At 32.7% G+C, this 14,202-nt stretch carries 15 protein-coding genes; 7 read left to right on the plus strand and 8 right to left on the minus strand.

Annotation, left to right across the window (positions count from 1 at the left end; all coding sequences use genetic code 11):
• Positions 1-4: 4 nt before the first annotated feature.
• From BLP60_RS02995 to lpxC, 4 genes are all read left to right on the plus strand, one after another.
• Complete coding sequence (locus tag BLP60_RS02995; protein ID WP_234970938.1) at positions 5-925, plus strand: DUF1385 domain-containing protein; 921 nt, start codon at positions 5-7, stop codon at positions 923-925.
• Positions 915-1,985 (plus strand): peptide chain release factor 1, encoded by a 1,071-nt coding sequence (gene prfA / locus BLP60_RS03000; RefSeq protein ID WP_092063205.1) that lies wholly within the window; start codon positions 915-917, stop codon positions 1,983-1,985. The genes BLP60_RS02995 and prfA overlap by 11 nt, the downstream gene beginning before the upstream one ends.
• A 9-nt stretch (positions 1,986-1,994) precedes the next feature.
• On the plus strand, positions 1,995-2,825 hold the full coding sequence (gene prmC, locus BLP60_RS03005) for a peptide chain release factor N(5)-glutamine methyltransferase (protein WP_092063208.1): 831 nt from the start codon (positions 1,995-1,997) through the stop codon (positions 2,823-2,825).
• Between the two features lie 137 nt (positions 2,826-2,962).
• A complete protein-coding gene (gene lpxC / locus BLP60_RS03010) occupies positions 2,963-3,883 on the plus strand; it encodes a UDP-3-O-acyl-N-acetylglucosamine deacetylase (protein WP_092063211.1) in 921 nt (306 codons plus the stop codon).
• Here lpxC and BLP60_RS03015 read toward each other — a convergent pair.
• The 8 genes from BLP60_RS03015 to BLP60_RS03050 all read right to left on the minus strand — a co-directional run bounded on the left by BLP60_RS03015 (position 3,880) and on the right by BLP60_RS03050 (position 10,397).
• Complete coding sequence (locus BLP60_RS03015) at positions 3,880-4,089, minus strand: hypothetical protein (RefSeq protein WP_092063214.1); 210 nt, start codon at positions 4,087-4,089, stop codon at positions 3,880-3,882. The genes lpxC and BLP60_RS03015 overlap by 4 nt on opposite strands.
• Positions 4,067-4,939, minus strand: a complete 873-nt coding sequence (locus BLP60_RS03020; protein WP_092063217.1) for an NAD(P)H-hydrate dehydratase — start codon at positions 4,937-4,939, stop codon at positions 4,067-4,069. The genes BLP60_RS03015 and BLP60_RS03020 overlap by 23 nt, the downstream gene beginning before the upstream one ends.
• Positions 4,927-5,487, minus strand: a complete 561-nt coding sequence (locus BLP60_RS03025) for a putative Se/S carrier protein (RefSeq protein WP_092063220.1) — start codon at positions 5,485-5,487, stop codon at positions 4,927-4,929. Before BLP60_RS03025 ends, BLP60_RS03020 begins: the two co-directional genes overlap by 13 nt.
• Before the next feature lie 4 nt (positions 5,488-5,491).
• Positions 5,492-5,707, minus strand: coding sequence for a sulfurtransferase TusA family protein (locus tag BLP60_RS03030; protein WP_092063223.1), 216 nt, complete (start codon positions 5,705-5,707; stop codon positions 5,492-5,494).
• Positions 5,708-5,719: 12 nt separating this feature from the next.
• Positions 5,720-6,808, minus strand: coding sequence for a YedE family putative selenium transporter (gene yedE / locus BLP60_RS03035; RefSeq protein ID WP_092063226.1), 1,089 nt, complete (start codon positions 6,806-6,808; stop codon positions 5,720-5,722).
• Between the two features lie 294 nt (positions 6,809-7,102).
• Positions 7,103-7,924 (minus strand): ABC transporter permease, encoded by an 822-nt coding sequence (locus BLP60_RS03040; RefSeq protein ID WP_092063228.1) that lies wholly within the window; start codon positions 7,922-7,924, stop codon positions 7,103-7,105.
• Positions 7,917-8,849: an ABC transporter permease gene (locus BLP60_RS03045; protein WP_092063231.1), complete on the minus strand. Its 933-nt coding sequence runs from the start codon at positions 8,847-8,849 to the stop codon at positions 7,917-7,919. The genes BLP60_RS03040 and BLP60_RS03045 overlap by 8 nt, the downstream gene beginning before the upstream one ends.
• A gap of 6 nt (positions 8,850-8,855) precedes the next feature.
• On the minus strand, positions 8,856-10,397 hold the full coding sequence (locus BLP60_RS03050) for an ABC transporter substrate-binding protein (protein ID WP_092063234.1): 1,542 nt from the start codon (positions 10,395-10,397) through the stop codon (positions 8,856-8,858).
• A 116-nt stretch (positions 10,398-10,513) separates the two neighbouring features.
• On the opposite strand from BLP60_RS03050, the gene BLP60_RS03055 reads away from it, so the two are divergent.
• From BLP60_RS03055 to ilvD, 3 genes are all read left to right on the plus strand, one after another.
• Positions 10,514-11,464 (plus strand): ABC transporter ATP-binding protein, encoded by a 951-nt coding sequence (locus BLP60_RS03055; RefSeq protein WP_200779100.1) that lies wholly within the window; start codon positions 10,514-10,516, stop codon positions 11,462-11,464.
• On the plus strand, positions 11,451-12,365 hold the full coding sequence (locus tag BLP60_RS03060; RefSeq protein ID WP_092063237.1) for an ABC transporter ATP-binding protein: 915 nt from the start codon (positions 11,451-11,453) through the stop codon (positions 12,363-12,365). Before BLP60_RS03055 ends, BLP60_RS03060 begins: the two co-directional genes overlap by 14 nt.
• A 148-nt stretch (positions 12,366-12,513) precedes the next feature.
• A complete protein-coding gene (ilvD, locus tag BLP60_RS03065) occupies positions 12,514-14,172 on the plus strand; it encodes a dihydroxy-acid dehydratase (RefSeq protein ID WP_092063240.1) in 1,659 nt (552 codons plus the stop codon).
• Positions 14,173-14,202 lie beyond the last annotated feature (30 nt).

Consider the following 14,202-nt stretch of genomic DNA (forward strand, 5'->3'; position numbering starts at 1 on the left):
GTTTATGGCTAAAGAATTTGTAGGTGGTCAGGCAGTCATGGAAGGCGTAATGATGCGCTTTCGTGACTGGCTTTCAATTGCAGTTAGAACACCAAAAGGTAATATTGTAGTAAAAACGCACAAATGGTGGACACTTGGAAAGAGGTGGCAAAAGCTAAAGTTTATTAGAGGTTTTTTTGTATTATTAGAAACATTAGTAAATGGTATAAAAGCCCTTAATTATTCTGCTAAAGTAGCATTTGAGGAAGAGTCCGGAGAGGAGCTAAGTGCAGGAGCTATTTTGCTAAGTATGTCTTTAGCCATTGGATTTGCAGTGCTACTCTTTGTTATTTTGCCACATTTGTTATCTTTTCTTTTAAATAAAATTGGCATGGCTGGGAATCTACACTCTCTATCTTTTCATCTCTGGGACGGATTATTTAAGTTAATACTTTTTTTAGGATATATTTTAGCTATTTCCCTTATTCCAGATATAAAACGAGTATTTGAATATCATGGAGCAGAACACAAAACCATTTATGCCTTTGAAAATTCTCTTGAGTTAACGTATGATAATATAAAGCAATTTAGTAGACTACATCCTAGGTGTGGAACTTCTTTTTTATTATTTGTATTAGCAATTTCTGTATTTATTTTTGCCCTTATCATCCCTATTTTCCTAAATTTATTTAATTTTCAAAATACATGGTTAAGGCACTTATTTACTCTAATCTTAAAAATAATTTTAATGATTCCTATAAGTGGAATTGCCTATGAAGTTATAAAGTTAGCAGGACAAAAAGAACACACCTGGTGGTGTAAAGTGTTGTGCTTACCTGGACTTTTTTTTCAATTCATTACCACTAAAGAACCAGATGCTAAACAAATAGAAGTTGCTGTTGCAGCCTTAAAAGGAGCATTGGAGAAAGGAAATTATGCTAGCTAAGTTAGAAAGTCTAGAGCAAAAATTTTTAGAATTAGAAAAAGAATTAAGCTCCCCTGATATTTTTCAAGATCAAGAAAAATATAAAAAAATATCTAAAGCCCATTCTGAACTTCAAGAAATAGTTTCTACCTATCGAGAATACAAAAAAATTCTAAATCAAATAAAAGAAAATCAGGAACTTCTAAAAGACAAAGACCCTGAAATTAGAGAGCTGGCAGAGGAAGAAATTAAAGAATTAAAGCCCCAACAAAAAAAATTAGAAGATAAATTAAAAATTTTACTCATACCAAAAGATCCGCTAGATGAAAAAAATATTATTTTAGAAATAAGAGCAGGCACAGGTGGAGAGGAAGCTGCTCTGTTTGCTGCAGATCTATTTAGAATGTACTCACGCTATGCAGAAAACAAAGGCTGGAAGGTAGAAATTATGGATGCCCATGAAACAGGAACTGGTGGCTTTAAAGAAGTAATTGCTAATATATCAGGAAAACAAGTTTATAGTCGCTTAAAATTTGAATCAGGAGTTCATAGAGTACAAAGAGTACCTGCCACAGAATCCCAAGGCCGTATCCATACTTCCGCAGTCACTGTGGCTATTCTGCCAGAAGCTGAAGAAATAGATATTCATATTGATCCTAATGAGCTCAGAATAGATGTTTTTCGCTCTTCTGGGCCTGGAGGACAAAGTGTAAATACCACAGATTCAGCAGTAAGAATTACTCATATCCCCACAGGGTTAGTTGTAACATGTCAAGATGAAAAGTCCCAGCACAAAAACAAAGCAAAAGCTTTAAAAGTGTTAAGAGCTCGTCTATTACAAATCAAACAAGAAGAACAAAAAAAAGAATTAGATGAAAATAGAAGATCTCAAGTAGGAAGTGGAGACAGATCTGAACGCATTAGGACATATAATTTTCCTCAAGGAAGAGTTACTGACCACCGTATAAATTTAACTATTTATAATCTTGACGCTATTTTAGAAGGAGAGTTAGATCAAGTAATAGATCCTCTTATTCAACATTTTCAAACCGAGGCTCTTAAACAAGAAGCATCTATCTAACGTGCTAACGTGACTTATAGAGAAGCTTTAATAAAGGCTAATAAACTTCTACAAAACAATATTGATTCGCCCAATCTAGACGCAGTTTTACTTTTAGCCTTTACCTTAAAAAAAAATAAAGAATATATTTATACTTGGCCTGATAAAAATCTTAATTTAAAAGAAGAAAATATTTTTTTTTCTTTTATAAATCAACGTATTCAAGGAAAACCTCTAGCTTATATCATACAAGAGAAAGAATTTTACGGTCTAAAATTTTATGTAAATCCTTATGTACTTATTCCACGTCCAGAAACAGAACTAATTATAGATCAAGTAAAAAAACTTTTTTCTTTTGAGCAAAAGTTTACCTTCTGTGATTTAGGCACAGGGAGTGGATGTTTGGGCATTAGCCTAGTCAATAATTTTCCTCTCTCAAAAGGCATTTTAGTAGATTGTTCTTATCCTGCTCTAAAAATAGCAAAAAAAAACGCAAACCGACATAAAGCGTTAAATCATCTTGCTCTTGTACAAACCAATATGACAAAACTCCACTTTTCTAAAAAAATTGACTTATTGATAAGCAATCCTCCCTATATATCCTATAAAGAGGCTCAAGATCTCCCCCCAGAAGTTAAATCAGAGCCCCAAATAGCTTTAATAGGAGGTAAGACTGGCCTTTTATTTTACCCTTTTTTAGCTAAATTAGCAAAATATTGCCTTAAACCAAAAGGAAAATTAATAGCCGAATTTGGAGCAACTCAGACTGAATATATAAAAAAAATTTTTGCCAAATTTTCTAAAATAACCATCCATAAAGATTTGGCAGGACTAGATAGAATTATAGTTGTAGAAAAATAACATTATTTTGTGGTAAAAAAACCACAATTTTTCCAAAAACAACACTCTACATTCAAATTTCTCAATAAAAATACAATAAAATAAGGATGTTAAGTTTGGAACAGTTTTTGTAGAGAAGGATTTTAAGGAGTGAAAACATGAGACAAAAAACCTTAAAAAAAACTATAAGCTGTGCAGGTATAGGACTTCATGAAGGTAAAAAAGTAAAGCTTACTCTAAAACCTGCAGCTGAAAATACAGGCATAGTGTTTTGGTTAAGAAAAAATCATAATGTCCATGCCTTTAATTTAAATCCCTATCTTGTTACTGAAACCACTTTAGCTACCACCATTGGCTACAAAGATAAACAAATAGCTACAGTAGAGCATTTGCTTGCAGCTATTCAAGGTTTAGAAATAGATAACTTAATTATAGAAGTAGAAGGAGATGAAATCCCTATAATGGACGGCAGTGCTACTTCTTTTGTTTTTTTAATGCGTTCTGTTGGGATAAGAAAACAACATGCACCTAAAAAAGTTCTGGCTATAAAAAATAAAATAGAATTTAAAGATGGAGATAAAAAAATAATAGCTAGGCCTTATCCTGGGTTAAAAGTAAAGTATCATATAAATTTTCCCCATCCTCTTATTGGAAAACAGACCTTTTGTTATTCTAATTCTTCAGAAAACTTTATAAAACATTTAGCAAAAGCAAGAACTTTTGGTTTTTTACAACAAGTAGAACTTCTAAAAAAAATGGGAAAGGCAAAAGGTGGTTCTCTAGAAAATGCAATTGTTTTAGATGAATATAATGTAATAAACCCAGATGGCTTGAGATTTAAAGATGAATTTGTACGCCATAAGACGTTGGATTTCTTAGGAGATATGATGTTATTGGGCCTTCCAATGTGGGGATACTTTGAAGTCTATTTTTCTGGACATGCTTTTAATAACCAATTTGTCCGATTCTTAGACAAAAATAAAAACTTTTATCTTCAAGAATTAACTTTAAATCAAGAAATGGATCAGCTAAAATTAGATCCAAATCCATCAGGTCTTAAAGAACCTGTTATGGCCTAATTAGAACTGATTTTTCGTATTGTCTCAATTATATAAGAACAATCTAATTTATATTTTTTACAAATCATCTCCAAAGGTGTAAAAAGTTCTTTACAAAGTAAACATACTCCAAGCTCTTCTCCTAATTGTCTAAAATATTGTTCAATGCTTTTATTCTCACTTACAATATCTAATAAAGTAAGGTTAAGAATATCTTTTATTTCCACTTAATACTGTCCTTAAAGCCTCAGGAATTTTCTTTATAATGTCTATTATTTGTGTTGCTGGAGTAGGTTTGGCTAAGCTACCAGCTAATCTATTTACTTTTGCTCCCAAAAATAAAGATTCTTCCCATGAGAATCCGGCCCTAACTAAAGCAGAGACAATTCCTGTTAAAGTATCTCCTGTTCCTCCTATTGCTTCTAATGCAGGTTCGCAAGGAGAGTCTACTGCTTTTAAAATTTCACCTTTCTTTACAATATAATCTTTTGCTCCCTTTACCAAAAGGTACTTGGCAGCATTTTTATGCTGCACTGAACGCCTAATAAGCTCCTCTGTGTTTTCTTCTTGATGCAAAATAAATCCTCTAGTATAAAAAGGATGTGGGGCACATTCATCTGCCAAAAATGCTAATTCTCCAATATCTGGGGTAAAAAGATCATACTTAGAAGCTTGTCCACTCATTTTAGCAGCATACATATGACCAGCATCTGCAATTAACTTCGGCTGACAAGATAACTCTTCAATCGCAAGAAGCATCTTTATCTCCCAATCTATATTGGGGAGAAGATAGTGAAAAACTATTAGAGTAGGCTTTAAGCTTCCTAAGTTATTAATTAAATAATTATAAACTTTTTGACTGCCATTGCCTTTGCCAATATCTCCTCCTAAAACCAAGAAAGGGAACTCTAGATTTAAGACCTCACAACAAACACATACTGCTCCGGCCAATGCAGGAGTCCCTCTAGTTATAGGGATAATCTTGTTCTCTATCTTGAGCTCAAAATTATCAAACAAAACTTTACCAGCTAAAAGACCAAAATCCTCCTGGGGAAATGTTCCAACTAGGATAAACACTTCTTCTTAAGCTCCTCAAATGCCATACCTAAAGCATAACCGCACAAAGTATGACTCAATTTCTTAGGATTTGAAATCTCAGTAATCTTTTTCCCTACAAGAGCAAAAGCAAGGTAAGGTACATCCGGACAACCTCCTCCTGACACATTAACAATTACAAGTGTATGTTTATCTATAGTTAGCTTCATATTAGCTGCTCTAACCATTAAAAAATTCCCAAAATCTTTCACTTGAAACACATTAACAGGCCTTAAAGACGTAGAAAATGGGAAAAAATCAAGAGGTTCTAATCCTCTTTTTTTTAAATGTGTTATGCATCTAGGAACTTCTATTAATTCTATCTCTAACCCTAAATCACATCCTGTTCTTATTTCTGCTGGAGGACCAATTACCCGAACGTTTACACCTTCTTCTTTTAATATTCTTTCGCCAGCTATAACTTCACTTGTATTAGAAAAAACAAGAATTCCCTTATCCTTAGCTTGAAAGTTTTTATTCTTCCAAAACCTCTCAATGTTTTTTATCCATACTTTTAAAAAGTTGAACATTATCTTATTTTTTAATTTTTAAGACAATTATTTCTTCACTCTCTTCTTTAATTTCTACTTCCCAACCTTTTGAACCAGCAGCCCTACTTACATTTTCTAAGGCAGTCCTAGTATCTAAAATTATTTCAAACTCTCCTTTTCCCAATTCTTTCATTTTATCTAAAGCCAAAATAACAGGTTGAGGACAAGAAAGCCCTCGTGCATCTACTGTATCTGCCATTGCCTTCCTCCTTTAATTTATCTTCCTTCTCATGGTGAAACCTACTAAAAGACAAAAAACTAATCCCACAATTACAGCTACCATAGCATGAGGACCAATGCCTTTTGGAGAGCTAGCCAAACCAAAATTATGAGCAAAAGCAGCTCCTACAATCATACCCAAAACAAACACTCCTGCGTCACTATCACCCTCACCAGCCAAAAAAAGTTGTCTTCCAGGACAACCTCCTGCCAAAGCAAAGGCAAGACCTGCTAAAACCATTCCTGTAAAATTCCAAAACCAATTGGAATGAGCTACTGGTTGATGATAGAAACCTGGATGAAATTGACTCAATACTAAGTTAGTAAGAAAAGCAGCAATAACAAGAGCAATAACACCTAAAAGCAAATGAGATTGTCTAAACAAAATAAAATCTCTAAAAGCTCCCATAGTACAAAAACGACTTCTTTGGGCTAAAAAGCCAATAAGTAAACCAATTGCGAGAGAAATTAATAATGGAGCATGCATAGCTCCTGGTCCTTTAATACTATAAAATAATACTCCACTTTTATTAACTCCTACAATTTGAGGCGAAACAATCATTAAAATAAAAAAACCCAACATTATTAGAGGAAAAATCAAACCTACAGAAGAATAAGTATTATAGCTCCGTCCTAAACTATAACCTTTTTTAAAAAATAAAGTACCAATCCATATTCCTACCACTAATCCAGCTAATCCAAAAAGAGCATTGCCATCGCCCCCAGCTAAGCGTAATAAAGCTCGCCAAGGGCATCCTAAAAAGACTAGTGCGCCAATCATGGCAAAAACACCTAAAACAAACCTAACTAAAGGCGCAGAACCTGACCTAGGTTTAAATTCTCTAAACAAAAAAGCTGCTAGAAGAGAACCTAAAACAAATCCTATAATCTCTGGCCTCATGTATTGAACAACTGCAGCTCGATGCAAACCTAAGGCGCCAGCAATGTCTCGCTCAAAACAAGCCACACAAATCCCCATATTAGGAGGGTTACCTAGTTTTTGCAAAATAGGCGCTAACACTCCTATGATCGCACCTACAACTACAATACCTAAACTGGAACTAAAAAAATTTTTCCTCATTACTGATATGCCTCCTCTAATTAAGTTAAAAAATCACTCCTCTTAGTAAATGACAAAAACTACAGCCTTAACACCCATCCTATCTTTTTAATATATCTCTCAAAGCAATAATTATTTCAAATAGAAATATTTGATGAAAAGGATAATAGACTATAAAAAAAAACTATACGTTGGTATTAAAAAAAGAACAATTAAGCTCTTATATTAATCTTTTAATAACACTCTGTACTGGAGAAATTAAATTATAAGAAATTAAAATTATAGATAGGAATTAAAAGTTAAATGGATATAAAATTATATTTCAGCAAGGTTCAAGTTTCTATTTAAAGATTCTTGAATCCCCTCTCCTAATAAATTTGAAGATATTAAAGTAATCACAGTCATACCCCCAGGAGCTAAAATTAAATGAGGAGCTGTAAAGATATAAGAAAATCCCTCTCTTATCATCATACCCCATTCTGGAGTAGGTGGTTGAATTCCTACTCCTAAAAAACCTAAACCAGCAATTGAAACAACCTTACGTCCAAAATCAAAAGAAGCAAGCGTTAAGGTAGGAATTATAGCATGTGGCAATATATGTCTGGATATAATATAAAAAGGCTTTGCTCCCATTAGGTTTGTTAAGAAAACAAAATCTTCATTTTTAATTTCTATAACAGAAGCTCTAACTAACCGAGCATATTTAGGCCACGACATAATAGCCAAAATATAAATAATATTTAAAAGGGAAGTGCCTAAAAAACTAACTAAGGCCAAAATTACAATTAAACTAGGCAAAGATAATATTATATCACTAATCATCATTAAAATCTCTTCAACAAATCCACCAAAATACCCCGATATAATACCTACAATAGTACCGAGTAAGAATGATCCTAGCATTGTCATAAACGCTATGGAAAATGATATTCTTCCTCCATACATAATTCTAGTAAATATGTCTCGCCCAAATTGGTCTGTTCCGAAAGGATGTTTTAAACTAGGGGGTTTTAATCTATTATAAATATTTTGAGATTCGTAAGTATAAGGACTAAATAATGGACCAACTATAAAAATAGTAAACATAGCCAATAATATCATTATTCCAATAAAAATTTTTTTATTTTCTCTAAACATTTTTATATTTTGCTTCAGGATTAATAACAAAATAAGAAATATCTGTAAGCAAATTAATTAAGGCAAAAACAAATCCAACTACAATAATACAAGCTTGTATTACAGGAAGATCTTTAGACAAAAGAGCATTTTCTAACAACATCCCCAAACCAGGCCAACCAAAAATAGTTTCTACAATTACACTTCCTTCTAAAAGCCATCCTAATTCTAATCCTATACAAGTAATCACTGGGATTAAAGCATTACGAAATATATAACGTTTAAAAATCAACCATCTTCCTAACCCTTTAGATTGAGCAAAAAGAATATATTCTTTTGTTAAAACATTAATTACACTCACCCGAGTTACTCTAGAAATTACAGCTATATATCCAACTGCTAATGTGAATGCGGGTAAAATTAAGCATTTTGGCATCTCTGCTCCTGCTGCTGGTAATATTCCAAGCTGAATGGAAAAAATTATCATCAAAACTATACCTAAAAAAAAATTAGGCAATGCATCACATAAAGACAAAATAACTAATAAAACTGTATCTATAAGTTTATTTCTATATATTCCACATATAAAACCAGTACTAATAGAAATTGGCAATGAAATTAAAAAAGCAAAGAACGCTAAAATACATGTCATAAAAAAACGTTCTTTTACTAATTTACTCACCTCTTCACCAGAAACAAACGATCTTCCCCAATTGCCATGAAGATAGTTTTTTAACCACCTAGTATAAAGTACAAAAGGGGAGGCATTTAAGTTGAGTTCTTCCCTAACTTTCTCAACAACTTCAGGAGGGGGGAATTCTCCCCCCATTCTCTGCCAAGCTATTAAATCTGCAGGATCTCCTGGAGTTAAAAGAAAAAGAGAGAATGAAACTATTGATAATAATATAAGTGTTAAAATAAATAAAAATAATCTTCTAAAACACATTATTGATTATTTTTTTATCCTATTCAATTCATAACTAAATTCAGTTATATGACCATTATAATCAGATATATTACTTCTTATGGCATCAATATTTACGTAATAATCTATAAATATCACAGGAGATTCGTTGTAAATAATATTTTGAACTTTACGATACATATTTAATCTATTTTTAAAATTAAAATCAGTTCTTGCTTGCTCTAATAAACAATCTACTTCTTGGCTCTTCCAACCATATGCTCCCCATCCCCACTTTTTACGTCCTGAATAATAATCTTGCATCATAATAAAATCAGGATCAGGAATAAAAAATAATCCCCTACTAAGTAAAATTATATCAAAATCACCTTTTTTACGAATAGATTTTATTGCTGCTACTTTTACTACCTCTAACTCGACTTTTACACCTATTTTTCTAAATTGATCCTGCAAAACTTCTGCAATAAGAGGCAATTCTGCTCTTTCTGGATAAGTAACTAATTTTATAATAAATTTTTCTTTTGTTTTTGTATTTTCAAGAATACCATCCCCATCTATGTCTTTCCAGCCAGCCTTTTCTAATAAAACTTTAGCCTGATGAATATTATAAGAATAGGGTTTAATTTTAGCAGACCATACCAGCAGAGGAGGAAATAAAGCTCCGGCAGACATACCAGCTCCATCTAATATCTCTTTATCTATCGCTTCTCTGTTAATTGCATATTGGAGGGCACGTCTAATTCTTTTATCTCTAAAAATATTTTTTAAACAATTAAGTTGTAACATTCGAACTCTTGTTATTGGATATTTCACAATCTTAATATTGGAAAACTTAGTTAATTCTAATACACTTTGAGGAGGAATAAGTTGAGCAATATCTACTTCCCCAGACAAAATCATGGGTACTCTGCTCCTTGGATCTGGAATACTTTTTAAAACAACTTTATCAACTTTAGCTTGATTTCCCCAATAAGAAGAAAATCTATCCAATAGAACCTCTCTCATAGAAGTAAATTTTACAACTTTAAAAGGACCTGTGGCTATAGGAGAAGTAAAATTATTCTTAGAATCAAAAGAATTGGTAGAAAGTATAGCTGTTTTTGCACAAGCTAAATAAGCAGGAAGAGGAGCAAAGGGTTTCTCTGTAACTATTAATAGAGTATATTTATCAGAGGCCTTTATTTCTTTAATTGGTACAAGCTTATCTAAGCCTGTTTTATGGAAAATAAAGCGCAAATATTTAGCCACATTAAAAGCATCCATAGGGCTATTATCATGAAATTTAACTCTTTTTCTAAGTTTAAATTCCCAGGTGATTTTATCCTGGTGAACACTCCAAGAAGTAGCTAAACTGGATTTTAACCTACCTTCTTTATCTACTCCAACAAGGGTTTCTGCTATATTATATCTTAATAATGGATATCCACCTTTACTAGGATCAAGACTTTTCACAGGCCAACTTGGAATTATAACAAGTCTACTCATTCCTTTTCCTAGTTCTTTACCTATTCCATTCCCTACAGCGAAAAATAAAAGACAAAGGCACAATAAAAACTTGATAAATCTCATTGACACCCTCCTTATTTAATAACACCATTCCCATATAAGAACTTGACAAGTAATATTTTTTAGAAAAAAATCAACCATAAATATAACCTATATTTTTTTAATTAATAAAAATTAAAATGTCTCAAAAAAACATATTATCTATTAAAAACCTAGCTGTTCAGTTTCTTTTAGATAAAAAAAGGATAAGGGCACTAAGTTCAATCAATCTAAGTATATATAAGCGAGAAATATTAGGAATTATCGGTGAGAGTGGCAGTGGTAAATCTATATTAGCCCTAAGTATATTAAAATTATTGCCTTCTAATACTGAAATCAAAGGAGAAATTCTTTTTGACCAAAAAAATTTAATTAACCTTTCAGAAAAAAAATTAAGTAAAATTAGAGGAAAAAAAATAGCTTGGATACCTCAAAATCCAGACAATTCTTTAAATCCTTTGCTGCAAATAGGGAAACAGATATCCGAGTCAATAAAATTACACCATAAAATAAGCTATAAACAAGCTCGCAATACAACTCTTGCTTTACTTGAACTACTCCAAATAACTCCAGCTAGACAAAGAATAAATCAATACCCTTTTCAATATAGCGGAGGGATGAAACAAAGGGCTCTTGTTGCCATAGGAGCCGCAACTTTCCCACAATTATTAATTGCTGATGAACCCACAAAAGGTTTAGATATAGTCAGAAAAAGAGAAACTTTATATTTTCTTAAAAAAATAAAATCTGCAACTAATGCCTCTATCTTATTAATAACTCATGATTTAAAGTTTGCAGAAAAAATATGCAATAGAGTTGCTATTATGTATTGTGGAGAGATAATTGAAATAAGCCCCGCTTCTTTATTTTTCAATAAACCTTTACACCCCTATTCGATTGCTCTTCTCCAGGCTCTTCCTGCTCAAGGTTTACAGAATATTCCAGGCCCTCTACCACACCCTTTATCCCTGCCCAAGGGATGCAATTTCTCCCCCCGATGTAAATTTTTTACAGATAAATGTCTTACCCAACCGCCTATAATCAAGATAAAAAATTCCTATGTAAAATGTTGGTTATATGATAATCCTTAGAGCTATCAATTTATCTAAAACATTTTCAAAAGGTTTCCTTAAAACAAAAAAAACTAAGGTAATAAACAATGTTACCTTTAATCTCAAAAAAGGAGAAACTCTTGCTTTAATCGGAGAAAGTGGAAGTGGCAAGACCATTCTCAGCAAACTATTACCACTACTTATAAGACCTACCTCTGGTAAAATAATCTTTAAAAATCTTGATCTAACGACCTTAACATATAACCAGTTGCATAAAGTACGTCAGAAAATCCAATTAATCCCTCAAACTCCTCAAAAATCATTAAATCCAAAGTGGAAGATAAAAAAAAGCATGTTAGAACCATTAAAAATACAAAATTTATCTAAAAAAGAAATAAAAAAAAATTTATATAACACTTTTTCAATTTTACAATTAGATATGGAATATCTTGATAGATATCCACATGAGCTAAGTGGAGGACAATTGCAGAGAATAATAATAGCCAGATCTTTATTTCTGTCTCCAGATATAATTGTATGCGACGAAATAACATCAATGCTAGATGTATCTATTCAGGCGTATATAGTAAATACCCTTTTAAAACTTCAAAAAAAATTGAAAACAAGCTATGTATTTATATCTCATGATATTGATTTAGTAAAAAATATAACAGATAAAGTTATTGTCATTCATAATGGAGAAATATTAGAACAAGGAATAGGAATATTAGAAAATCCATTACATCCATATACCCTATTTCTTTTAGGAAAAACCGATATTTTATCTCCTATTAAATTAGGATCTAACTTAAATAAAGCGGATCATTATTCAACATGCCCCTTTATTACTAAATGTCCTGTACGCATCTCAAAATGCTTTAAAGGCGAGCCTCCAACTATTAAATTAAAACAAAGAATAGTTCGTTGCTTTCTCTTTTAACCTCAACAGATATACAATAAACTTAAAAGATTTTAACTTAATATCCTTTTTCTAAGAAACTTGTTCTAAAAAATCTAAAATTTTCAATTTGTCATGCATAAAAAAAAAGAATATTATTACTAAAAAGTTTATAATAAGAGGTGAAACCATGAATAGCGACAAGATTACTAAGGGTTTAGAAAAGGCACCGCATCGTTCTTTACTTCATGCCCTTGGGTTAACCAAAGAAGAGCTAAAACTCCCTCTAATTGGGGTTGTAAATGCTGCAAGTGAAGTCGTCCCAGGACATATCCATTTAGATAAAATCAGCCAAGCTGTAAAAGATGGAATACGTTTAGCAGGAGGAGTGCCTTTAGAATTTCCTGTGATAGGCGTTTGTGATGGCATTGCCATGAATCATGAGGGCATGCGTTTTAGCCTACCAAGTAGAGAACTGATCGCTGATTCTATTGAAATTATGGCAACAGCCCATGCTTTTGACGGCTTAGTCTTTATACCTAACTGCGATAAGATTATTCCTGGAATGCTTATGGCCATGTTACGTCTTAACCTGCCCGCTATCTTAATAAGTGGTGGCCCAATGTTAGCAGGAAAATTTAAAGGCCAGACAGTAGATCTCATTTCTGTTTTTGAAGGTGTAGGTAAAGTAAAGTCAGGTCAAATGACAGAAAAAGAACTATCTGCTTTAGAAATAAAGGCTTGTCCTGGCTGTGGTTCTTGTTCTGGAATGTTTACTGCGAACTCCATGAATTGTTTGGCAGAAGCGGTTGGCTTGGCCCTACCAGGTAACGGAACGATTCCTGCCATAAGTAGTGAACGCATTCATTTAGCTAAACAAGCAGGAATGCAAGTTATGAGTTTAGTAAAGGAACAAATTTGTCCTAGGGATATTTTAAAAAAAGAAAACATTCTAAATGGTGTTAGTGTAGATATGGCTTTAGGATGTTCTACTAATACTGTTCTTCACTTACCAGCGATTTTTAAAGAAGCAAATTTAGATCTAAGTTTAGATATATTTGATCAAATCAGCAAAAAAACACCTAATTTATGCAAACTCTCACCTGCAGGTCCCCATCATTTAGAAGATCTCTATCTTGCAGGTGGAGTATATGGAGTAATGAAAGAGCTAAGTAAAAAAGGCTTATTACATTTAGAGACAAAGACTGTTTTAAACAAAACATTAGGAGAAATTCTACAAGATATAGAGGTCCAAAATTATGAAATAATAAGATCCATAGAAAATCCTTATTCCTCTGAGGGAGGTATTGCTATTCTATATGGCAATTTAGCTCCTGAAGGCGCTGTAGTAAAGCAATCAGCTGTTGCCCCAGAAATGATGGTTCGCACAGGCAAAGCAAAAGTTTTTAACAGTGAAGAAGAAGCAACAACTGCCTTACTAGAAGGGAAAATTCAAAAAGGAGATGTGCTGGTAATACGCTACGAAGGACCAAAAGGAGGTCCAGGAATGAGAGAAATGCTTACTCCTACTTCTGTAATTGCAGGACTGGGATTGGATAAAGACGTAGCCCTTCTTACTGATGGAAGATTCAGTGGAGGAACAAGAGGAGCAGCCATAGGTCATATTTCTCCTGAAGCCTATGAAGGAGGAACCATTGCCTTGGTTCAAGACGGAGATAAAATTTTAATAGATATTCCAAATCGCAAGTTGGAATTATTGGTCTCTGAAAAGGAATTAAATCAAAGAAGACAAAATTTTAAACCTCTTCAAAAAGAAATACGATCACCTTTTTTAAAAAGATATCAAAAATTGGCCAGCTCTGCTAGCAAGGGAGCAGTTTTTAAGTAAAAGCATTTAGACCAAAAATTTATCTTAAGG

Origin of the sequence: Desulfonauticus submarinus, assembly GCF_900104045.1 — a bacterium.
GTDB classification, from domain to species: Bacteria; Desulfobacterota; Desulfovibrionia; order Desulfovibrionales; family Desulfonatronovibrionaceae; genus Desulfonauticus; species Desulfonauticus submarinus.